This is a genomic window from Microbacterium festucae, from assembly GCF_025421715.1.
In the GTDB taxonomy this organism is placed as follows: Bacteria; Actinomycetota; Actinomycetes; order Actinomycetales; family Microbacteriaceae; genus Microbacterium; species Microbacterium festucae.
Genome location: NZ_JAOEFC010000004.1, coordinates 262,022 through 282,185, shown reverse-complemented (window position 1 = coordinate 282,185; position 20,164 = coordinate 262,022). Strand labels below are relative to the sequence as shown.

Genomic DNA, 20,164 nt, shown 5'->3' with positions numbered 1-20,164 from the left:
ACACCATGACGGGGTGACCCCCGCCGACCGCAGCGACCTGCGCACCTACGCCCCCATCGGCGACGGGCGTACCGTGGCCCTCATCGCCGCCGACGGCGGCATCGACTGGATGCCGATGCCCAACCTCGATTCGACGCCGGTGTTCGCGCGACTGCTCGACGAAGACGGCGGCGGCTGCATCGAACTGGCCCCCGACGACGACTACACGGTGCGGCGCCGCTATCTGCCGGGCACCAATGTGCTGCAGACGACGTTCACCACGGCATCCGGCGTCGCCCGCGTCACCGACGCGCTGGTCACCGGCGTGGCCGGCCGTCTGCCGTGGGCGCAGCTGGTGCGTCGCATCGAAGGGCTCGAGGGCGCGGTGGCCTTCTCGTGGGCGGTGCGGCCGGGCACGCGCCTGCGCACCGCCTCGCCCTGGGTCGAGCGTCACGACGACACCCACCTGCTGCAGGTGGGCACCACCACCGTGGCCGTGCTCGGCGAGGGCGTCGGCGACAGCCGGGCCGACGCCGCCGAGTTCCCGTTCCCGGCGGTGCGCGGCTCGTTCCGCACCGCCGAGTCCAGCCGTCACGTGCTGGCGGTCGTCGCGACCGACGACGAGCCGCTGCATCTGCCGGCCGCCGCCCATCTCGACGAGAGCCTCGACCGCTCGATCGCCGGCTGGCGCACCTGGTCGCGAGAGTTCTCCTACGACGGGCCGTGGCGCGCGGCGGTGCAGCGCAGCGCCCTGGCCCTGAAGCTGCTCGTCTACGCCCCGACCGGCGCGATCGCGGCGGCGGCCACCACGTCGCTGCCCGAGAACCCCCGCGGCGGCAAGAACTGGGACTACCGCTTCGCGTGGGTGCGCGACCTCGCCTACACCGCGCACGCCCTCGTGCGCTTCGGGCTGCGCGAAGAGACCCACGCGGCGCTGTCGTGGCTGTTGAAGACGATCCGCCGCCACGGCTCCGACCTGCATGTCATGTACACGCTGCGCGGCGACACCGTCGAGGGCGTGCACGAGTTCGACGCCGCCGGGTGGAACGGCATCCCGCCGGTCGTGGCCGGCAACCCCGCCCACGATCAACTGCAGCTGGGGGTCTACGGCGACCTGTTCGCCATCTGCCGCACCTACGTCGACGCGGGCAACGTGCTCGACGCCGCCACGGGGCGGCTGCTGGCCGAGCTCGCCGACCGCACCTGCGACCTGTGGCGCAACCGCGATTCGGGCATGTGGGAGCTGCCCGAGCTCGCGCACTACACGTCGTCGAAGATGGGATGCTGGCAGGCGCTGCGCGACGCCGTGCACCTGTGCGAGGCGGGAGCCATCCCCGGCAACCGCGAGCGCTGGAGCGCCGAACAGGACCGCATCGCCGAGTGGATCCGCGCGGAGTGCTGGTCGGAGGACATCGGCGCCTACACGATGGCCCCGGGCTCGTCGGCGCTCGACACCTCGGTGCTGCTGCACGCCGAGAGCGGCTTCGACCGCGGCGAGCGCATGTCGCGCACCATCGACGCGATCACCGCGCAGCTGGGCGCGGGGGCGCTGGTCTACCGCTACAGCGGGATGCAGCGCGAAGAGCACACCTTCGTCGCATCCGCGTTCTGGCGGGTGAGCGCGCTGGCCTGCGTCGGCCGGCACGACGAGGCCGTCGCCGCGATGGACGACCTCGTCGGGCGGGCCAACGACGTCGGCATCTTCAGCGAGATGATCTCGGAGCGCGACGGGAGCTTCTGGGGCAACCTGCCGCAGGCGCTCAGCCACCTCGCCGTCGTCAGCGCCGCCCTCACCCTGCGCGACCTCGTGCCCGACGAGGACCTCGATGGGCACTGACCGCGCCGCCCTTCCCGCCGGCGTGCGCCTGTTCCGGCAGCTGCCCTCGATCCTCGTCGAGAGCATCTTCTGGGACGCGCGCACGGCCGAGGTGGCCTGGCTCGACATCACCGCCGGCACGTTCCACCGCGCCCGTCTCGACGGCGCCGTCGACGGCAGCGACGACCGTGTCGTGCGCCTCCCGCCGCCGGCCAGCGCCGTGCAGCCGGCCCGGGGCGGCGGCTTCGTCGCCGCGCTGAAAGACCGCGTCGTGCTGCTGGATGCCGACGGGGCCCTCGTGCGCGAGGTCGCGCGCACCCCGCACGCTCACGGCGGCATCCGCAACAACGAGGGCAAGGTCGACCCGTTCGGGCGCTTCGTCGTCGGGGCGATGCACGTCACCGGCGACGCCCCCGATGCCGCGTTGTACGCCATCGACGTCGACGGCGGCGTCGAGGTGCTGCGCGGCGGCTTCGGCGTCGCGAACGGCTTCGAGTGGTCGCCGGCGGGCGACGTCATGTACGTCACCGACACCTCGACGTCCACCGTCTACCGCGGCGCCTACCGGGATGGCCCCGAGCCCCTCGGCGACCTCGAGCCCTTCCTCACCGGCCTGAACTCCGACGGCCTCGCCCGCGGAAGCGGGGGCGAGTTCTGGAACGGCGTCTACGGCGGCGGCGAGGTGGTGCGGTGGAACGCCGACGGCACCCTGGCCGAACGGCATCCGCTGCCCGCCCCGCAGGTCACCTCGGTCGCCTTCGGCGGCCCCGACCTGGCGACGCTGTTCGTCGGCACCGCCCGGGAGAACCTCACCGAAGCGCAGCTGGCGGACCACCCGTTGAGCGGCTCGATCTTCGTGCTCGACGTGGATGCCGTCGGCGCGCCGCCCCACGTCTTCGGCGGCTGACTCACGCCGCCGCACCTGCCCACCCCCGATCCGAAAGGAACCGACATGGATCTCGGAATCACCGGCCGCACCGCCCTCATCACCGGAGGCGACTCCGGCATCGGCTGGGAGACCGCCCGCCAGCTGCTCGACGAAGGCGTGACGGTCGTGATCAGCGACATCGACCCCGACGCCCTTGCCGAGGCGGCGGCCCGTCTGGAGGCCCCCGAGGGCGCCCTGCACCACTTCGCCGCCGACATCACCGACGTCGAGTCGGTCGCCGAGCTCGGCCGCCGCGTGCGCGCGGCGGTGGGCGGCATCGACATCCTCGTGCAGTCCGCGGGGATCACCGGCGCACAGGGACTGTTCCACGAGATCGACGACGAGGGCTGGACGACGACGATCGAGACCGACCTGCTCGGGCCGGTGCGTCTGGTGCGCGAGTTCCTCCCCGACCTGCGCACCGGCGGGTGGGGACGCCTCGTCTTCCTCGCGTCGGAGGACGCCGTGCAGCCCTACGACGACGAGATCCCGTACTGCTCGGCGAAGGCCGGCATCCTCGCCCTCATGAAGGGGCTCTCGCGCAGCTACGCGGCGGAGGGGCTGCTGGTCAACGCCGTCTCGCCGGCGTTCATCCGCACCCCCATGACCGACGCGATGATGGACAAGCGCGCCGCCGAGCGCGGGGAGAGCGTCGACGAGGCCATCGCCTCGTTCCTCGCCGAGGAGCGCCCCTACATGGAGCTCGGCCGCCGCGGCGAGCCCGCCGAGGTCGCCGCCGTGATCGCCTTCCTCTGCTCGGACCGGGCGTCGTTCGTCAACGGCTCGAACTACCGGGTCGACTCCGGGTCGGTGGCGACCCTGTGAGCGAGGCCGGCGACGTCGTCATCCGGCCGATCGCTGTCGCCGACGCCGGTCAGGTGCTGACCATCCAGCGCGCCGCCTTCGTGACCGAGGCGCTCATCTACGGCGACCCCGACATGGCCCCGCTCACCCAGAAGCTCGAAGAGGTGCAGTTCGAGCTGCGCGAGAACCTGGGCTGCGTCGCGGTCGCCGACGGCCGCATCGTCGGGGCCGCCCGCGCCGTCGCCGACGGCGCGCTGCTGCTGGTCGGTCGCATCGCGATCGCCCCCGACCAGCAGGGCGAGGGCCTCGGCAGCCGCCTGCTCGAGGCCGTCGAGCAGCGCGGCGCCGCCGCCGGATGCCGGGAGGCGGAGCTGTTCACGGGCTCGCTCAGCGAGCAGAACATCGCCCTCTACGAACAGCTCGGCTACCGCGAGCGCGAACGCGTCGACAACGGCGACGGCACCGCGCAGGTGTTCCTGCGCAAAGCGCTCGAGGCCCGGGAGCCCGCCGCATAGCCGCGCCGGTTAGCACCGCATCCGCCCGCGCGCAAGCCTCGACAGGGGAACGGCCCGGGCGCCTATCGTCGAGCGTGTCCCCCGCGCAAGGAGCAGCTCACATGGCGACCATCCCGACCACCACCACGGCGTGGGAGACGACGATCGATCATCTGTCGCTGCATCCGTTCGGCGCGCTCGCGGGCACCGCGGGACTCGATGCGGGCATCTCGGCCGCCGCCTCGCCGATGCTCGGCACCCACATGGGCGCGACGATCGACTGGGCCGTGACCTCGGCGCTGGGCGCTCCGCTGCCCGGGTCGGGCCGCACCCGCGAGACATGGGAGCTGCTGGCCACCGCGGCGGCCGCCGATGTGTCGGCCGCCCGCATCCTCGAACCGCACCTCGACGCGCTCAGCATCCTCGATCAGGCCCGCGGCGAGCAGATCGCCGTCGACCTGGCCGCCGTGGGCGCCGACGACGAGTCGTCGTGGGGCGTCTACGCCGCCGAGGGCACGCGGCTGGAGGCGCGCGAGACGACGGAGGGGTGGGTGCTGTCCGGCACGAAGAGCTGGTGCTCGCTGGCCGGGCACCTGAGCCACGCCCTCGTCACCGCGTGGACCGGCCCCGAGACCCGGCGGCTGTTCGCCGTCTCGCTGCGCCGCCCCGAGGTCACCGCGCACCGCGGGCCGTGGGTCTCGCGCGGGCTCGCGCAGATCGTCAGCGCAGGCGTCGACTTCGCCGATGCGCCCGCCGTGCCGGTCGGCGACGACGGCTGGTACCTCACCCGCCCGGGCTTCGCCTGGGGCGGCATGGGGGTCGCCGCGGTCTGGTGGGGTGCGGCGATGCCGCTCGTGCGCGCCGTCGTGCAGCGGGCCGAGGCAGAGGGCGCCGACCAGCTGGCGGCGACCTTCGCCGGGTCGGCGGACGCCGCGTTCTGGGCGGTGCGCTCGGTGCTGGCAGAGGCCGCCGACGCGGTGGACGCCGGGGTGACCGGCCGCGACCTGAAGATCACCGCCGAGCGGGTGCGCTCGTTCGCGGCGACCCAGGTGGAGCAGATCGTCGGGATCGCCGACCGCGCGCTCGGACCGGGGCCGCTCACCTCCGACGAGAAGCACGCCCGCCGGGTGTCGGACCTGCGCATCTACCTGCGCCAGCACCACGGCGAGCGCGACCTCGCGCGCCTCGGGAAGCTCCTGGCCACGTGAGCGTCGCGTTCGACCACCGCGAGGCCGGCACGGCGGAGGCCGACTGGCAGGCGGCGGCGCCGTGGGCGGGCAGCCCCGCGCTGAGCCTCGACGTCGCCCGCGTGGTGGTCGTGGCCGCCCACCCCGACGACGAGACGCTGGGCGCGGGCGGCCTCATCGCCGCGGCGCGGCGGCGCGGGCTGCCGGTCACGGTGCTCGTCCTCACCGACGGCGACGCCTCCCACCCGGGCGACCCCGCCATCGCCGACATCCGCCGCGGCGAGTGCGTGCACGCCGTGGGCGCGCTCGGCGCCGGAATCGATCTGCGGCTGCGCGCCCTGACCGACGGCGGCCTGCGCGAACAGCACGCCGAGGTGCACGCGGCCATCGCGGCGGTGCTGGCCGAGGGCGAAGCCGGTCGCACCCTGCTCGCGGTGCCGTGGTGGGGCGACGGGCATCGCGATCACCGCATCGCCGGCGAGGCCGGCCTCGCGCTGCGGGCCACCGGCGCGCGCGTGGTGGGCTACCCGATCTGGCTGTGGCACTGGTCGCCGGCGACCGACCTCGACACCGCCGACTGGCTCGCGCTGCCGCTGGAGCCCGCGGTCCGCGCCGCGAAGGAGCGGGCGATCGAGGCCCATCGCAGCCAGCTCGTGCCGTCGGCATCCGGCGAACCGCCCATCGTGCACGCCGGCATGCGCAGCCATTTCGCCCGCGACGTGGAGGTGTTCATCGCGGCGCCGCGCGCGGCGGGACGCGGGCACGACGCCGCGTGGTTCGACGCCTTCTATGCGCGCCACGACGACCCGTGGGGCTTCGAGACGCGCTGGTACGAGCAGCGCAAACGCGCCGTGCTGCTGTCGACCCTCCCCCGCGAGCGCTACGACCGGGCGCTCGAGCTCGGCTGCGCCACGGGGCTGCTCACCGCCGGCCTCGCCGGGCGTGCGGCGCGGGTGACGGGCGTCGACATCGCCGCCGAGGCGCTGCAGCGCGCCCGTGCCCGGGGGCTCCCCGACACCGTCGAGCTGCGGCAGCTCGACACGCCCGCCCAGTGGCCCGCCGGCCGCTTCGACCTCGTGGTGCTGTCGGAACTCGGCTACTACTGGTCGCCCGACGACCTGGCGGCGGCGCTGCACCGCATCCACGCCTCGCTCGAGCCCGGCGGCGAGCTGGTCGCCTGCCACTGGCGGCCGCCCATCGAGGGCTGCACCCTCGACGGCGACCAGGTGCACGCCGCGATCGTCGCGAGCGGACTGTTCGAGCGGATCACCACCCACCTCGAGGCCGAGTTCGTGCTCGAGGTCTTCCGCCCCGTGGCGGCACGGCGATGACGCGCGCCGCCGCGATCAGCGCCGTCGCCGTCGTCATCCCGGCCCACGACGAGGAGGAGCTCCTGGGCGCATGCCTGGCATCGGTGGCGGTGGCCGCCCTCGCTCCCCGCCGCCGCGGCATCCCCGTGCACGTGTGGGTGGCCCTCGACGCGTGCACAGACGGCTCGGCGCGCATCGCGGCAGCGGCCGGCGCGCACCTCGTCGAACTCGACGCCCGCAACGTGGGCGTGGCCCGGCAGGCGGGTGTGACGGCGGCGCTGGATGCCGTCGGCGACGTCGCCCCGTCGCAGGTGTGGCTCGCCCACACCGATGCCGACAGCGTCGTGCCCGCCAACTGGCTCACCGACCAGCTGCGGCACGCGCGGCGCGGCGCGGGCGTCGTGGTCGGCACCGTGCGTCCCGACTTCCGCGACCTCAGCCCCGCCCAGCACGACGCGTGGTGGCAGACCCACACCCCCGGCGTCGCCAACGGGCACGTGCACGGCGCGAACCTCGGCATGCGCGCCGACGTGCACCTGGCGGCGGGCGGCTTCGCGGCCGCCGCGGTGCACGAAGACGTCATGCTCGTGGCGGCGGCGCGGGCCGCCGGGGCCCGCGTGAGCGCGTCGGATGCCGCGTGGGTGCGCACCAGCGGCCGGCAGGCCGGTCGCGCGCCCGACGGCTACGCACGCTACCTGCGCGAAGACCTGATCCCGCTGTCGAAGTCGCTGCCGACGGTCTGAGGAGCAGCGCTCTCACACGTGCGCGGCGCCGGGTTGCAGGACCACCTTGATGCAGCCGTCGGCCTTCTTCTGGAACAGCTCGTAGTGGGCGGCGGCGTCGGTGAGCGCGGGGCGGTGGGTCACGAGGTCTTCGGTGCCGAGCGGGTCGTCGGGCGCCTCCACGAGCGGCAACAGCATGTCGGTCCAGCGCTTCACGTTGCACTGCCCCATCCGCAGCGTCACCTGCTTGTCGAACAGCGTCTTCATCGGCATCGGGTCGGCCTCGCCGGCATACACGCCGCTGAGCGAGACGGTGCCGCCCCGGCGCACCATGTCGATCGCGCTCAGCAGGGCGGCCGTGCGGTCGAGCCCCGCCGTCTGCATGAGCGGCTGCGCGATCGCATCCGGCAGCGCCCCCATCACGTGGTGCGCGGCGCTGACGACGGGGTTGCCGTGCGCCTCCATGCCCACCGCGTCGACGACGCCGTCGGCCCCGCGCCCGTGGGTGGCCTCGAGCACGGCATCCACAGCGCCGGGCTCGTCGAGGGTGTGCACGCCGTGACGCGCCGCCATCTCGCGACGCTCGGAGACCGGGTCGATGCCGATCACCTCATAGCCGAGGTGGCGTCCCACGCGGGCGGCGAACTGGCCCACCGGGCCGAGGCCGACCACGACGAGCGAACCGCCGGCGGGCACGTGGGCGTAGTCGACGCCCTGCCACGCGGTGGGCAGGATGTCGCTGAGGAACAGGTAGCGGTCGTCGGGCAGGTCATCGCCGACGGGCACCGTGTTGTAGTCGGCCAGAGGCACCCGCAACAGCTCCGCCTGCCCGCCGGGCACCTGCCCGTAGAGCTTGGTGTAGCCGAACAGCGACGCCCCCGAACCGTACTCGCGCACCTGGGTGGTCTCGCACTGCGACTGCAGACCGCGCACGCACATGAAGCACTCGCCGCACGAGATGTTGAAGGGCACGACCACGCGCTGGCCCGGGCGCAGACCGCGCACCTCGGAGCCGACCTCTTCGACGATGCCCATCGTCTCGTGGCCGAGGATGTCGCCGCGATCGAGGAAGGGTCCGAACAGCTCGTAGAGGTGCAGGTCGGAGCCGCAGATCGCGGTCGAGGTCACCCGCACGATCGCGTCGGTCGGCAGTTCGATGCGCGGGTCGGGCACATCGAGCACCTCGACGCGCCGGCGGCCCTGCCAGGTGAGCGCCTTCATGCCCGCACCTGCCGCGCGGCGGCGCAAGGGAGCGGGGATCGGACGGCGGTGGCGGTGGCGCGGGGGACGGCGGGAGCGGAGATGTCCATGACACCACGCTGTGCCCACCGGCCGTCGTCGACGAAGGGGCTTGCGTACCGAAGGTGCGGCGGCTATGCCGCACGGATGCCGCCGCACCTCGGCCGCATACCCCTCCGGGTCACGCGACGCAAGCGCCTCGGCGGTATGCGGTGTCTGACCTATCGTCGTGCCACGACGAGCGCGAGGAGGCGGGGATCGTGACGACGACGTTCGGCATCGAGGAGGAGTTCGTCGTGCTCGACCCGGCGACCCTCGCCACCGCCGACCTCGGCGACGTGGCGGTGCGCGAGCTCGCCGCGGGCGAGGAAGGCACGGTCACCCCCGAGTTCTTCGCGTCGCAGATCGAGTACGCCTCGCCCGTGCTCGGCACGCTCGACGATGCGGCCGAGGCCCTGGGGCGCTTCCGACGCCGATTGGGCGACTGGGCCGCCGACCACGGCGTGCTCGCGGTGGGTTCGGGCACCCCGTTCCGCATCGGGGCGCACGCCGAGGTGCACGCCGCCGACCGCTACGCGCGGATCGCCGCCGACATCGGCGCCCTCGCCCCCGACCACCAGATCAACGGCCTGCACGTGCACGTCGGCATCGCCGACCGCGACACCGGGGTGCACGCGTCCAACGCGCTGCGGGCGTGGCTGCCGGTGCTGCTGGCGCTGTCATCCAACTCGCCCTACTGGCACGGGCGCGACACGGCCTTCGCCAGTTGGCGCGCCGTGCACTCCCGGCGGTGGACGACCTACGGCATCCCGCCGGTGTTCGCCGACGCCGCCGACTACGACCGCGGCATCGCGGCGCTCACCGGGCTCGGCGCCACCTCGGACGCCGGCACCCTCAACTGGAACGTGCGGCTGTCGCAGCGGCATCCCACGGTCGAGGTGCGCGTCTGCGACGCCCAACTCGATCCGGGCAGCGCCGTCGCACTGGCCGCGATCGTGCGCGCGCTCGTGGTCGCCGGACCCGTCGTGGCAGAGCCCGCACCCGGGTACGGGGATGCCGCGCTGTGGCACGCCGCACGGCACGGGCTCTCGGCCGACCTGGCCGACCCGGGCACGGCGACCATCGCCCCCGCCCGCCACGCGGTGCGCAGCTTGCACGCCGCCATCGCCCCGGCACTGCGCGCCGCCGGCGACCTCCGCCGCGTCGAACGCTTCCTCTCCGACGCGCTGCGTGCGGGCACCGGCGCGACCCGGCAGTGGCGCGCCGGGCGGCACGGCCCGCCCGCGCTGGGTGCGCTCTACCGCGAAAGCCTCACGCGCGACGCGCTCGCGCCGACACCGCACTGACGCTGCCTCGCCCGACCGGTCTCGCGCGCGCCGACCGGTCTCGCGTCCCCCGACCGGTCTCGCGCGCGCCGGAGTGTACGCCGCGAGACGCGTGACGTCGAGCGCCTGCACCCCCGCCGAGACGGCGCGCAGACTCGCCGCACGACACCGCCCCCGGCCGTCGCGACAAGGAGACCCCATGTACTTCCACCTGCAGAACCTCATCAACGAGATCGAGATCGACGAGCCCGATCCCGCCGCCGCCAACGCCCTGCAGGAGGGGCTCGGCGGCCAGTTCGGCGAGATGCGCACGATGATGCAGTACCTGTTCCAGAGCATGAACTTCCGCGGACCCGAGGGGAAGCCGTACAAGGACCTGCTGCAGGGCATCGGCACCGAGGAGATCAGCCACGTCGAACTGATCGGCACGACGATCTCGCGCCTGCTCGACGGCTCGCCCCGCTACCGCGGCGAGAAGACCGACCCCGTCGACAAGCCCGGTGCCGGCGGTGCGACGCCGCTGAGCGTGGCGCTGGACACCGGCAACATCCACCACTACCTCGTCGGCGCGCAGGGTGCGCTGCCGGTAGATGCCGTCGGCAACCCGTGGAGCGGCAGCTATGTCTACAACTCGGGCAACCTCGTGCTCGATCTGCTCTACAACCTCATGCTCGAATCGACCGGCCGGCTGCAGAAGTGCCGCCTGTACGAGATGACCGACAACAAGGCCGCGCGCAGCACGATCTCGTACCTGATCGTGCGCGATCAGGCCCACGAGAACGCCTACGCGAAAGCGCTCGAGACGCTCGGGGTGAACTGGCGCGTGTCGCTGCCCATCCCCAAGACCAACGCCGAGAGCTTCCCCGAGGTGGCACGGCTGCTCGATCTCGGTCTGCAGAGCAAGGCCTACTCGTTCGACCTCGACGGCCGCTCCGAGGCGGGGCGCATCTTCCAGGGGATGTCGCCCTCCGGCGACGGCACCGAGCTCGACGCGTCGGAGCAGGCCCCCGAGGGCGTGCCGCTGGAGATCGCCCCCGAGCGCCCCGAGGAGTTCTCCCCCGGCGCCGACGCCGAGCTGCGCGAGCTGATCGCGGCGACCGCGGCGATGGAGATGGCCGACATCGACGCCGCGTTCGGCCGGCTCTGACCCGTCCGGGCCGTCATGCACGGAGTGCCCCGGCGGCCCTGGCGAGGGGGTTGACAGTGGCAGCCCGTGACCGCGGAGACTGGGAGCCGGACCACGAACAGAGGCGGACCATGTCACGCAACGTGCGGAAGTTGGAGTGCACCCCCGAGGCGGTGTTCGAGGTACTCGGCGACGGGTGGCTCTACCCGACGTGGGTCGTCGGCGCGTCGCGCATGCGCGCCGTCGACGACCGGTGGCCGGCGCAGCGCTCGCGGCTGCAGCATTCGTTCGGGGTGTGGCCGGTGCTCATCGACGACGAGACGGTCGTCGAGTCGGTCGACCCGCCGGGGCAGATCGTGCTGCGGGCGAAGGGGTGGCCGCTGGGCGAGGCGCGCGTGGTCATCGATGTGAAGCCGGTGGCGGGCGGCACGCTCGTGCGCATCCAGGAGGAAGCCGTCTCGGGACCGGGCCGGTTCGTGCCGCGGCCGATCATGGATGCCCTGCTGCACTGGCGCAACGGCGAGACGCTGCACCGGCTCGCCTACCTGGCCGAGGGCCGCGCGGCCGCCGACGGGGGCGGCGCCACCGCCGACCGCGAAGGCGCGCCGACAGGCGCCGAGCGATGACCCACGATCTCGACGCGATCGTGGTGGGCGCCGGCCCCAACGGCCTGGCCGCCGCCGTCACCCTCGCCCGGGCCGGGCTGTCGGTGCGCGTCTACGAGCGCGCCGCGACCGCCGGCGGCGGCACCGCCACCCGCGAGCTCACCCTCCCCGGGTTCCATCACGACGTCTGCTCCGCCGTGCACCCGCTGGCCTTCGAATCGCGCTTCTTCCGCGAGTTCGACCTGCGCGCCCGCGTGCCGTTCCACACGCCCGACGTCTCCTTCGCTCACCCGCTCGACGGCGGCCGGGCGGGCATCGCCTACCGCGATCTCGCCCGCACCGTCGACGGGCTGGGCGCCGACGGAGCGGCCTACGGGCGCCTGCTGCAGCCGCTCGTCGACCGCGCCACCCGGGTGGCCGCCTTCACCGGCGCCCCGCTGCTGCGGGTGCCCGACGACCCGGCGACGGCTGTGCTGTTCGGCATCCGCTCGCTCGAGCAGGGCTCGCCGCTGTGGAACGCGCGGTTCCGCGATGAGGTGGCCCCCGCGCTGCTGACGGGGGTGTCGGCGCACACGATCCTCGCCCAGCCGGGGCTGGCCGCCGCCGGGGCGGGGCTGGCGCTGACCACCTACGCGCACGCGCGCGGCTGGCCGATCCCGGTGGGGGGAAGCCAGGCGATCGCCGACGCCCTCGTCGACGATCTGCGCGCCCACGGCGGTGAGCTCGTCACCGACCACGAGGTCGCCTCGCTGCGAGACCTGCCCCCGGCGCGTGCCGTGCTGCTGGATGTCACGCCGCGCGCGCTCGTGGCGATGGCGGGCGAGCGGATGCCGTCCGCCTATCGCCGCGCGCTGGAGCGCTTCCGGTACGGCCCCGGGGTCGCGAAGGTCGACTTCGCCCTGTCGGAGCCCGTGCCGTGGCAGCATCCCGAGCTGCGCCGCGCCGGGGTGGTGCATGTGGGCGGCACCCGCGCCGAGATCGCCGCGGCCGAGAACGCCGTGCAGGCCGGCGCGCACCCCGACAGCCCCTACGTGCTGGTCGCGCAGCAGTCGCTGTTCGACGCGGGCCGCGCTCCCGCCGGCCGTCACACCCTGTGGACCTACACGCACGTGCCCGCCGGCAGCGAGGTCGACCAGGCCCCGGCGGTCATCGCCCAGATCGAGCGGTTCGCGCCCGGCTTCCGCGACGTGGTGCTGGCCACCGCGTCGTCGACGGCCGCCGACGTCGCCCGGCACCACCCGAACTACCCGGGCGGTGACATCTCGGCCGGAGTGCCCTCGATCCCGCAGATGCTCCGCCGCCCCGTGCTGGCCCGCGAACCGTGGCGCACGCCGCTGCCGGGGGTCTACCTGGCGTCGGCGTCGACGCCACCCGGACCGGGAGTGCACGGCCTGGCCGGGTGGTTCGCGGCGCGCAGTGCGCTGCGGCACGAGTTCGGCACCGGCATCCTGCCCGCGCTGTCGCCGCGCGGGTGATGGCCGGGCGCTCCCGGGGCTAGAGTCTCCCCTGAGAGGAGCCACCATGGGCACCCTGCACTACGACGGCGAGCGGTTCGAGTTCGACGACCTCGTCCTCGCCCATCTGCAGGTGATCATCGGGCTCAAACTTCGGCGCAACGAGTCGTTCTTCATCAGCTGGCACATCGGCACCGAGAACGGCTCGGGGCGCAACGTGATCTGGATCGACAACGGCATCCCGATCCGCATCCGCTACGCCGGTTCCCGTCCGCCGCAGATCAATCGCGAGTGGGCCGAGTCGCTCTCGTTCGCCGCCAACACCAGCAGCGGGCTCGTCATCACCGACGAGCGCATCGCCCCGGCCGAGGACTGACCGGATGCCGACCCCGAGGAGCACCGCATGAGCACCGACCGCCCCGCATCCAGCGCACCCGCCGAGCCCGAAGAGAGCCGGTCGCTCGCCGACGAGTCGCACATCGTGGTGAGCGAGCACGACGGCGCGACCCGCGTCGACATCGCCGACGACTCCGGCGTGCGCCCCGGCCCCGGGCCAGGTCAGCCCGAAGCCGACGCCGACTGAGAAGCCGCTGACCGGCCGCTGCGGCGGTGCCGCCCGAACCTGCACACGCGGCCCCGTTGCGCAAGCCCCGCGCGCGCCGGCCGGGGCGGGCGTGCACTGGATCCATGGACGACATGGACCAGCAACACGACGAGGAAGACCACCGCAACCACGACGGCAACGGCGACGACTCCGTCGACGACGCGGCCGCCGCGGGGGCGGAATCCACCGAAGAGGGCGCGGCGGCGATGACCGCCGCCGAAGACGCGACGGTCGACCAGGGCGATGGCTGACACCACGCTCCCAGCGGCCGTCACCTGCCCGCTCGCCCTCGAACGGAGTCAGAGCCCGACGGCGGCCATCCCGGCGTCGTCGTAGCGGTTGCCGGCCACCCCGATGCGGGCGGCCAGGCCGTCGAGATCGGCGATGTCGTCGGCCGACAGAGCGAGCGCGGTGGCCCCGGCGTTCTCGTCGAGGCGGGTGCGACGCCGGGTGCCCGGGATCGGCACGATGAACGGATGCTGCGCCAGCAGCCATGCCAGCGCCACCTGGGCGGGCGTCGCATCCCGCTCCGCCGCGACGCGGCGCACGTGGTCGACGAGCGCCTCGTTCGCGCGCAGGTTGTCGGGCGCGAACCGGGGCACGCGGGAGCGGATCTCGTCGGGGCCGAAGGTGGTGTCGGCGGTGACGGTGCCGGTGAGGAATCCCTTGCCGAGCGGGCTGAACGGCACGAACCCGATGCCGAGCTGGGCGCACAGCGGCAGCACCTCGGGCTCGGGGTCGCGGGTCCACAGCGAGTACTCGCTCTGCACGGCGGTGACGGGCGTCACCTCGTGGGCCCGGCGGATCGTCGCCGCTCCGGCCTCCGACAGACCGAAGTGCGCGACCTTCCCCTCCCGGATGAGCTCGCCGACGGTGCCGGCGACGTCTTCGATCGGCACGGTCGGGTCGACCCGGTGCTGGTAGAGCAGGTCGATGCGCTCGATGCCGAGGCGCGAGAGCGAGCCTTCCACCGCACTGCGGATGCGTTCGGGGCGCGAGTCCACGCCCTGCGAACGCCCGTCGACGATGTCGAAGCCGAACTTCGTGGCGACGACGACGCGGTCGCGGATGGGGGCGATCGCCTCGCCGACGAGCTCCTCGTTGACGTACGGTCCGTACACCTCGGCGGTGTCGATGAAGGTGATGCCCTGGTCGACGGCGTAGCGGAGCACGTCGATCATGTCGCCGCGGTCGCCGGGGTTGGGGCCGTAGCTCTGCGACATCCCCATGGCTCCGAGGCCGAGGGCCGAGACGGTCAGGCCCTGACCGAGTGTTCTGGTGTGCATGGGTTCTCCTTCGTGCCGGTGGGCGGGGAAGAGCGCCCGGAGGCGGTCACCCCTATTGCACCTCGCCGCGCGAACGCGTGGCAGTCCCCCTCGTGCCCGGTACTGCCAGAACCCCCCCCCCCCCGCTCGAGCATGGCCGGCTGGTCTCGGCGCGTCAGTACCGCGCGGAGTAGCCGCCGTCGGTGTGCAGGAGCTGGCCGGAGATCCAGCGCCCCTCGTCCGACAGCAGGAACGACGTGATGGCGGCGATGTCTTTCGGGGTGCCCATGCGGCCGAGCGGATGATCGGCGGGCATCTGCGCGCGCAGCTCGTCGGTCATCCATCCGGTGTCGATGGGCCCGGGGTTCACGGCGTTCGCGGAGATGCCTCGGGGGCCGAGCTCCCGTGCCGCCGAGATCACGATCCGGTCGAGCGCGCCCTTCGAGGCGCCGTAGGGGAGGTTGCCGGTCGTGTGGTCGCTGGTGAACGCGACGATCGCTCCGCCGCTCTCCGACACCTGCCGCGCGAATGCCGCGATCAGCAGCAGCGAGGCGCGCGCGTTGACGGCGACGTGCGCATCGAAGCTCTCCGCCGTCGTGTCGAGGATGCCCGACTCGATGTCGTGCGCGTGGCTCAACACCAGCCCGCTGAGCGTGCCCCGCTCCGCGTTCACCCGCGCGATCAGCTCCGCGGCTGCGTCCGCGGCACTGAGGTCGCACGGGTAGTCGCCGTCATGCAGGTCGCTGGTGACCACATCCCATCCGTCGGCGACCAGTCGAGGGACGATGCCGGCGGCGATGCTGTTCGCACGGGCGGCACCGGTGACGAGAACGAGACCCATGCCGGCAAATCTATCCGCCCGTCACCGCCCGACCACCGCCCACCCCCTCGGTCGTTGAGCGAGCGCAGCGAGTCGAAACGCCCCCACCCCCTCGGTCGTTGAGCGAGCGCAGCGAGCCGAAACGCGCCGCCCCCTCGGTCGTTGAGCGAGCGAAGCGAGTCGAAACGGCCCCACCCTCAAGAGATGCGCGCTCCCCGTCCGATCACTAAAATCGTTGCGCCGCCGCGAGGCTGCTCGTTGCACAGGTGAGCCCGGCGCTCCGTCCGCGTCTCGGACGGACCACGGAGGAGGAGACATGCCCTATCGCGACCGCGCGCAGGTGGAACGATGGCTCGCGGAGTTCTGGGACGCGCACAGCCTTTTCAGTCACCAGCTCTCCGTGCTCGACGACGACTTCGTCCCGACGCCAACAGCGGACTCGTCGTCGCCTACCTGGAACGCTCCCCCGGACTGGCCTACCTGAGCGTCAAGATCATCGACGGCACGCCGCGCTGGATGGTGACGTTCGAGCCACGGCAGGATGCCATCAACCTCGAGGCCGCCGGTGTGCGCGAACTGACCCGAGAGATCGCCGCGCTCGGCACGCTCTGCGACTACCTCCAGACCCGCACCGACGACGCGACCCGCCTGACCGCGCTCTGACCGGCCACCCCTCCCCCCCCCCCCGGTCGTTGAGCGAGCGCAGCGAGCCGGAACGCGCCGCCGCCTATACCCCGGTCGTTGAGCGAGCGCAGCGAGTCGAAACGCACCGGCCGACCCGACCTCTCGTCTCGTCGGTATCGGAACCACGCGCGCCGGGTCAGGCCGCGAGCGCGTCCAGCAGACGAGCGGGATCTCGGTCCAGCCGGCGGCCGAACAGGCGCATCGAGGCCGCGGCGAGAGCAACCGCAGCGGCCAGCAGCACGAGGGCGACGACGCTCTCGGGCAGAACTGTGAGCAGCGCCGCCCAAGCGACCGCGCCGACGACGATCAGAGCGAGAGCGACACCGAGGATCCCGAAGACCCTGGGGAGCTGTCCGATCCGATTGGCGGCACTTCCCACGTCGAACGGGTTCCACGCACTCGACCACGCGCCGACGGCGATCATCACCGCGACGGTGCCGTAGCTCGCCAAGAGCGCGACGAAGACATCGGCGAGACGGTCGAAGACGAGCGCGAAGGCGACGACGACGACGGTCATGAGCGGCACGAGGTAGGCTGCTGCGGCGAGAAGCTTGCCGGCGAGGATGCCGCGGAGCTCTGCCCCCGTCTGCACGGTCGCCTCGATGGCAGTGCCGTCGTATCCGAAGACATTCGTGACCCCGCCGAACGCGACGATGACGGCGGTCAGCGCCATGGCGACGGTGAGCGGGTTCGACCCGATCTGCGTCACACCGACCACGATGCCGAACAGGGGTGTGATCGTGACGAGTTGCGCGGCGCGCGGCGAGCGGAAGAAGAGGTAGCGCAGCTGCTGACTCATCGCGGCGAGCGCGGTCGAGGAGCGCATGCCGTGGAGCGCGCGCGGAACGAGTGACAGTGTCTGCGGATGCCGCTCCGCGCGGCGCCGGCGGGACGAGCCGCTCTGGCCGCGAACGTGTCGGCCGAGCGCCCAGGTCCACCCGGCCAGAGCGAGCGCGATCGTCGCGACGGCGATCACAGCGCGGATCGCTGCGCCCGCCGCGTCACCGTCGCGCATCTCCATACCGATCGCGGCGGCAGCCCCGGGCGGCGCCCACGACAGCACGTCGCGGATGGCCCCAGCGGCCGAGTCCGCCGAGCGCAGCACATCGGTGGACGTCTCGACGAGGAGGAAGAGCCCCACGGCGAGAATGCCACTCGCGAGGATCGCGATGTCGCGTCCTCGGCGGGAGGCGAGGGCCGCGGCGAAGAGGGCGCGAACGGCGTACGAGACGCTGACGCACAGCACTGCGAACATCGCGGCGCTGAGGAAGGACACGACGCGGGTCGGCCCATCGAGCCCGGCGGTGAAGACGGCACCGGCAGCGACGAGGAACGTGGCTACCGCGGTGGGGGCGACGAGGCCGCCGAGCAGGAGTCCGGTGACCTGCTCGCCCCGGGAGAGCGGGAACTGTTCCAGGTTGGCGGGGTCGATCGCATCACCACCGACGCCGGGGATGAGCACGGGGGTGAGCACCCACGAGAGGAAGACCGCGGTCATCAGCAGCAGCACGATCATGTCGCCGCCGGCCGAGTCCTGCGACTCGAACGCGGCGACGAGCGTGCCGCCCGCAAGTCCGGCGGCCACGGCGAGCACCCACCCCAGCACGAACCAGGCCGTGCCGGCTGCACCGCGCCGTGCTCGTGCGCCGTGGTGCAGTGCCAGCCTCAGTCGGAAGAGGACGAGAGCCATCCGAGGTCCTCCTCACCGAGGTCTCGCCCGCCCACGATTCCCATGAAGGCCTGCTCCAGCGAGCCGGCACCGGCGAGCTCACGCACGGTGCCCTCGGCGACGAGTGCGCCCTCGGCGATCACGGCGACACGATCGCACAGCTTCTCGACCACGTCGAGCACGTGGCTCGAGAAGACCACCGAGCCGCCACCGTCGCGGTAGCGAGCCAGCAACTGCTCCATCACCTGTGTGTTGACCGGGTCGAGTGAGCCGAACGGCTCATCGAGAATGAGCACCCGCGGGCTGTGGAGGATGGCGACGGCGAGGCCGATCCGCTTCGTCATGCCCAGCGAGAAGTCGGCGATCGGCCGATCGGCGTCCGACTCGAGAGCCAGCACCCGCAACAGGTCATCACCCCGGTCTTTGATGGTGACAGGGTCCATGCCCCGCAGCATCCCGGCGTAGTCCAGCATCTCGCGGGCGCTCAGGCGCGCGAAGAGAGTGGGGTTGTCGGGAACGTAGCCGAGCACGCGCTTGGCTGCTCGCGGGTCGGGCCACACGGAGACACCATTGACCTCGATCGTGCCGGCATCCGGGCGCAGCAAGCCTGCGATCATCCGGATCGTCGTCGTCTTGCCCGCGCCGTTGGGCCCCGCGAGTCCGTAGAACGAACCACTCGGGATATCCAGCGACAGCCCACGCACGACCTGTGCGCCGTCGAAGGCCTTGACCACTCCAGACACGCGTATCGCCGTCACCGCTGCACTCCACTTGATCTCTGGTCGCTCGCGCCACGCGCCGCGATCGGTCCCTCCACGGTATCGGGGGGTTCGATACGTTGGTCGACGTACCGCACCAACCCCGAGAAGGAGACACCATGCAGTCACGCAGCACAGGCAGGTCTGTCACCCTGATCATCGTCGGGGTGCTTGTGATCGTGGGGAGCATCTTCGCGCTGGTCGGCGGCGGCCAGGTTCTCTGGTGGCTGGCCCTGGCCGCGGGCATCATCGCCGCGATCGTCGGCATCCTCGACCTCGCCCAGAAGCGCGGACGGGGAACCGACCCGCGCGCGTAGCCCGCCTAGCCGAGTTCGGCGAGCAGGTCCTTCAGACCGAGGTTGCCGATGCGCTTCGGCTCGAACTCGAGGGTCGCGCCCGTGGAGGTGTCGGTGAGTTCGAGCGTCGAGACGGTGCCGTGGCGCTTGCGGGCGACGGCGAGGTTGCTGCGGTCGATCTGCGTGATCGGCTCGAGCTTCTTCCAGCCGCCGACCGAGCCCGACTTCTGACGACCCAGCAGGTACAGGGTCGTGGCCGAGACCGCCAGGACGTAGGTCGGGTAGACGCCCTTGAGCGACGCGTTGACGCGCTGGCCGATCGCGGCGCCGGCGAACCCCCAGGCGACACCGCGGTTCCCGCCCATGCCGAGCACCGCACCCACCACACCGGAGGACGTCGCGCCGCGCGCCTCGACGAGTGCGACGTCGATGATCTCGTCGTCGGGGATGACGGACTGTGCGCCGTCGCGGGCCTTCTCTTCTTTGGACATGCATCCACTCTTTCTGACAGACCACCGAGGCGCAGTTCGCAACACCGTAGCTAAGTCGCCTGCCCGGGGGAAGGCCCCCGGCAATGCTTGACGGCCGCAGCCAACCTGACCATATGCTGTGGCCCATGACAGCCTTCGCCTCGGCGACCCTCGAGTCCCAGTACGCCGCATTCCAGCCCGTCGGCATCATCATCGCCGTGATCTGGTACCTCATCCTCGTCATCGCGCTGTGGAAGGTGTTCACCAAGGCGGGTTACGCCGGGTGGCTCGCCATCATCCCGATCGTCAACACGTTCGTGCTGGTGAAGATCGCCGGCTACTCCGCCTGGATGGGGCTGCTCTACCTCATCCCCATCGTCAACGTGATCTTCCACATCATCGTCTCGCTGCGCATCGGCCGCGGCTTCGGACACGGCGCCGCGTTCTCGATCTTCTTCCTGTGGCTGCTGACGGCGATCGGCTTCCTCGTCATCGGCTACGGCTCCGACACGTACAACCGGGCCCGCGTCGAGGGCTGAGACCTCGCGCGCTCGGGCGTTCGCTGAGCGAACGGCCGCAGACATGCGGGTCACACCTCGCGTCTAGAGC

At 72.6% G+C, this 20,164-nt stretch carries 23 protein-coding genes; 17 read left to right on the top strand and 6 right to left on the bottom strand.

The features are described 5' to 3' along the window. Positions 1–13: 13 nt before the first annotated feature. The 7 genes from N3K63_RS14065 (at position 14) to N3K63_RS14035 (ending at position 7,261) form a co-directional block, all read left to right on the top strand. Positions 14–1,816, top strand: a complete 1,803-nt coding sequence (locus N3K63_RS14065) for a glycoside hydrolase family 15 protein (RefSeq protein ID WP_261580823.1) — start codon at positions 14–16, stop codon at positions 1,814–1,816. Then, entirely contained in the window at positions 1,806–2,702 is an 897-nt protein-coding gene (locus N3K63_RS14060; protein WP_261580822.1) for an SMP-30/gluconolactonase/LRE family protein, read from the top strand. The genes N3K63_RS14065 and N3K63_RS14060 overlap by 11 nt, the downstream gene beginning before the upstream one ends. Positions 2,703–2,747: 45 nt before the next feature. Continuing rightward, positions 2,748–3,548, top strand: a complete 801-nt coding sequence (locus tag N3K63_RS14055) for an SDR family NAD(P)-dependent oxidoreductase (protein ID WP_261580821.1) — start codon at positions 2,748–2,750, stop codon at positions 3,546–3,548. Beyond that, on the top strand, positions 3,545–4,042 hold the full coding sequence (locus N3K63_RS14050) for a GNAT family N-acetyltransferase (RefSeq protein WP_261580820.1): 498 nt from the start codon (positions 3,545–3,547) through the stop codon (positions 4,040–4,042). The genes N3K63_RS14055 and N3K63_RS14050 overlap by 4 nt, the downstream gene beginning before the upstream one ends. A gap of 101 nt (positions 4,043–4,143) precedes the next feature. Further along, positions 4,144–5,229 carry an acyl-CoA dehydrogenase gene (locus N3K63_RS14045; RefSeq protein WP_261580819.1) on the top strand — a complete coding sequence of 362 codons (1,086 nt, stop codon included), beginning with the start codon at positions 4,144–4,146 and terminating at the stop codon, positions 5,227–5,229. After that, positions 5,226–6,539 (top strand): PIG-L family deacetylase, encoded by a 1,314-nt coding sequence (locus N3K63_RS14040; RefSeq protein WP_261580818.1) that lies wholly within the window; start codon positions 5,226–5,228, stop codon positions 6,537–6,539. The genes N3K63_RS14045 and N3K63_RS14040 overlap by 4 nt, the downstream gene beginning before the upstream one ends. Next, positions 6,536–7,261 (top strand): glycosyltransferase, encoded by a 726-nt coding sequence (locus N3K63_RS14035; RefSeq protein WP_261580817.1) that lies wholly within the window; start codon positions 6,536–6,538, stop codon positions 7,259–7,261. Before N3K63_RS14040 ends, N3K63_RS14035 begins: the two co-directional genes overlap by 4 nt. Positions 7,262–7,273: 12 nt before the next feature. Here the strand turns inward: N3K63_RS14035 and N3K63_RS14030 are convergent, their stop codons facing one another. Further along, complete coding sequence (locus N3K63_RS14030; protein WP_261580816.1) at positions 7,274–8,461, bottom strand: alcohol dehydrogenase catalytic domain-containing protein; 1,188 nt, start codon at positions 8,459–8,461, stop codon at positions 7,274–7,276. A gap of 278 nt (positions 8,462–8,739) precedes the next feature. On the opposite strand from N3K63_RS14030, the gene N3K63_RS14025 reads away from it, so the two are divergent. The 7 genes from N3K63_RS14025 to N3K63_RS13995 all read left to right on the top strand — a co-directional run bounded on the left by N3K63_RS14025 (position 8,740) and on the right by N3K63_RS13995 (position 13,844). Next, a complete protein-coding gene (locus N3K63_RS14025; protein WP_261580815.1) occupies positions 8,740–9,825 on the top strand; it encodes a carboxylate-amine ligase in 1,086 nt (361 codons plus the stop codon). A gap of 178 nt (positions 9,826–10,003) precedes the next feature. After that, a complete protein-coding gene (locus tag N3K63_RS14020) occupies positions 10,004–10,951 on the top strand; it encodes a manganese catalase family protein (protein ID WP_261580814.1) in 948 nt (315 codons plus the stop codon). Positions 10,952–11,061: 110 nt separating this feature from the next. Further along, complete coding sequence (locus N3K63_RS14015) at positions 11,062–11,556, top strand: SRPBCC family protein (RefSeq protein WP_261580813.1); 495 nt, start codon at positions 11,062–11,064, stop codon at positions 11,554–11,556. Next, the gene (locus N3K63_RS14010) at positions 11,553–13,010 is read left to right on the top strand and encodes a phytoene desaturase family protein (RefSeq protein ID WP_261580812.1); all 1,458 of its coding nucleotides are present in this window, start codon (positions 11,553–11,555) and stop codon (positions 13,008–13,010) included. The genes N3K63_RS14015 and N3K63_RS14010 overlap by 4 nt, the downstream gene beginning before the upstream one ends. Before the next feature lie 46 nt (positions 13,011–13,056). Further along, positions 13,057–13,365 carry a DUF7882 family protein gene (locus N3K63_RS14005; RefSeq protein ID WP_261580811.1) on the top strand — a complete coding sequence of 103 codons (309 nt, stop codon included), beginning with the start codon at positions 13,057–13,059 and terminating at the stop codon, positions 13,363–13,365. Positions 13,366–13,392: 27 nt separating this feature from the next. Further along, positions 13,393–13,572 (top strand): hypothetical protein, encoded by a 180-nt coding sequence (locus tag N3K63_RS14000; protein ID WP_261580810.1) that lies wholly within the window; start codon positions 13,393–13,395, stop codon positions 13,570–13,572. A 104-nt stretch (positions 13,573–13,676) separates the two neighbouring features. Next, positions 13,677–13,844 (top strand): hypothetical protein, encoded by a 168-nt coding sequence (locus tag N3K63_RS13995; protein WP_261580809.1) that lies wholly within the window; start codon positions 13,677–13,679, stop codon positions 13,842–13,844. Between the two features lie 48 nt (positions 13,845–13,892). Here the strand turns inward: N3K63_RS13995 and N3K63_RS13990 are convergent, their stop codons facing one another. Together N3K63_RS13990 and N3K63_RS13985 are read right to left on the bottom strand one after the other, a co-directional pair. Further along, on the bottom strand, positions 13,893–14,879 hold the full coding sequence (locus N3K63_RS13990) for an aldo/keto reductase (RefSeq protein WP_261580808.1): 987 nt from the start codon (positions 14,877–14,879) through the stop codon (positions 13,893–13,895). A 154-nt stretch (positions 14,880–15,033) separates the two neighbouring features. Next, on the bottom strand, positions 15,034–15,699 hold the full coding sequence (locus N3K63_RS13985; RefSeq protein ID WP_261580807.1) for an SDR family oxidoreductase: 666 nt from the start codon (positions 15,697–15,699) through the stop codon (positions 15,034–15,036). A 327-nt stretch (positions 15,700–16,026) separates the two neighbouring features. Here N3K63_RS13985 and N3K63_RS13980 point away from each other — a divergent pair, with 327 nt between their 5' ends. After that, positions 16,027–16,341 (top strand): hypothetical protein, encoded by a 315-nt coding sequence (locus N3K63_RS13980; protein WP_261580806.1) that lies wholly within the window; start codon positions 16,027–16,029, stop codon positions 16,339–16,341. A gap of 157 nt (positions 16,342–16,498) precedes the next feature. Here the strand turns inward: N3K63_RS13980 and N3K63_RS13975 are convergent, their stop codons facing one another. Next, entirely contained in the window at positions 16,499–18,052 is a 1,554-nt protein-coding gene (locus N3K63_RS13975) for a hypothetical protein (protein WP_261580805.1), read from the bottom strand. Beyond that, a complete protein-coding gene (locus N3K63_RS13970; RefSeq protein WP_261580804.1) occupies positions 18,028–18,765 on the bottom strand; it encodes an ABC transporter ATP-binding protein in 738 nt (245 codons plus the stop codon). The genes N3K63_RS13975 and N3K63_RS13970 overlap by 25 nt, the downstream gene beginning before the upstream one ends. A gap of 143 nt (positions 18,766–18,908) precedes the next feature. Between N3K63_RS13970 and N3K63_RS13965 the strand changes: the two genes are divergently transcribed. Next, on the top strand, positions 18,909–19,106 hold the full coding sequence (locus N3K63_RS13965) for a hypothetical protein (RefSeq protein ID WP_261580803.1): 198 nt from the start codon (positions 18,909–18,911) through the stop codon (positions 19,104–19,106). Between the two features lie 5 nt (positions 19,107–19,111). Here N3K63_RS13965 and N3K63_RS13960 read toward each other — a convergent pair whose 3' ends face one another. Further along, positions 19,112–19,576: a hypothetical protein gene (locus N3K63_RS13960; protein WP_261580802.1), complete on the bottom strand. Its 465-nt coding sequence runs from the start codon at positions 19,574–19,576 to the stop codon at positions 19,112–19,114. 125 nt (positions 19,577–19,701) lie between these two features. On the opposite strand from N3K63_RS13960, the gene N3K63_RS13955 reads away from it, so the two are divergent. Then, positions 19,702–20,094 (top strand): DUF5684 domain-containing protein, encoded by a 393-nt coding sequence (locus N3K63_RS13955; protein ID WP_261580801.1) that lies wholly within the window; start codon positions 19,702–19,704, stop codon positions 20,092–20,094. Positions 20,095–20,164: the final 70 nt, after the last annotated feature.

Excerpts from the sequence above, each read along its gene's own strand:
- N3K63_RS13995 (WP_261580809.1), top strand. The coding sequence starts at position 13,677 with ATGGACGACATGGACCAGCAACACGACGAGGAAGACCACCGCAACCAC.
- N3K63_RS14045 (WP_261580819.1), top strand. The coding sequence starts at position 4,144 with ATGGCGACCATCCCGACCACCACCACGGCGTGGGAGACGACGATCGAT.
- N3K63_RS13960 (WP_261580802.1), bottom strand. The coding sequence starts at position 19,576 with ATGTCCAAAGAAGAGAAGGCCCGCGACGGCGCACAGTCCGTCATCCCC.
- N3K63_RS13965 (WP_261580803.1), top strand. The coding sequence starts at position 18,909 with ATGCAGTCACGCAGCACAGGCAGGTCTGTCACCCTGATCATCGTCGGG.
- N3K63_RS13980 (WP_261580806.1), top strand. The coding sequence starts at position 16,027 with ATGGCTCGCGGAGTTCTGGGACGCGCACAGCCTTTTCAGTCACCAGCT.
- N3K63_RS14020 (WP_261580814.1), top strand. The coding sequence starts at position 10,004 with ATGTACTTCCACCTGCAGAACCTCATCAACGAGATCGAGATCGACGAG.
- N3K63_RS14035 (WP_261580817.1), top strand. The coding sequence starts at position 6,536 with ATGACGCGCGCCGCCGCGATCAGCGCCGTCGCCGTCGTCATCCCGGCC.
- N3K63_RS14005 (WP_261580811.1), top strand. The coding sequence starts at position 13,057 with ATGGGCACCCTGCACTACGACGGCGAGCGGTTCGAGTTCGACGACCTC.
- N3K63_RS13985 (WP_261580807.1), bottom strand. The coding sequence starts at position 15,699 with ATGGGTCTCGTTCTCGTCACCGGTGCCGCCCGTGCGAACAGCATCGCC.
- N3K63_RS14055 (WP_261580821.1), top strand. The coding sequence starts at position 2,748 with ATGGATCTCGGAATCACCGGCCGCACCGCCCTCATCACCGGAGGCGAC.
- N3K63_RS14030 (WP_261580816.1), bottom strand. The coding sequence starts at position 8,461 with ATGAAGGCGCTCACCTGGCAGGGCCGCCGGCGCGTCGAGGTGCTCGAT.
- N3K63_RS13990 (WP_261580808.1), bottom strand. The coding sequence starts at position 14,879 with ATGCACACCAGAACACTCGGTCAGGGCCTGACCGTCTCGGCCCTCGGC.
- N3K63_RS13955 (WP_261580801.1), top strand. The coding sequence starts at position 19,702 with ATGACAGCCTTCGCCTCGGCGACCCTCGAGTCCCAGTACGCCGCATTC.
- N3K63_RS14010 (WP_261580812.1), top strand. The coding sequence starts at position 11,553 with ATGACCCACGATCTCGACGCGATCGTGGTGGGCGCCGGCCCCAACGGC.
- N3K63_RS14060 (WP_261580822.1), top strand. The coding sequence starts at position 1,806 with ATGGGCACTGACCGCGCCGCCCTTCCCGCCGGCGTGCGCCTGTTCCGG.
- N3K63_RS13975 (WP_261580805.1), bottom strand. The coding sequence starts at position 18,052 with ATGGCTCTCGTCCTCTTCCGACTGAGGCTGGCACTGCACCACGGCGCA.
- N3K63_RS14015 (WP_261580813.1), top strand. The coding sequence starts at position 11,062 with ATGTCACGCAACGTGCGGAAGTTGGAGTGCACCCCCGAGGCGGTGTTC.
- N3K63_RS14000 (WP_261580810.1), top strand. The coding sequence starts at position 13,393 with ATGAGCACCGACCGCCCCGCATCCAGCGCACCCGCCGAGCCCGAAGAG.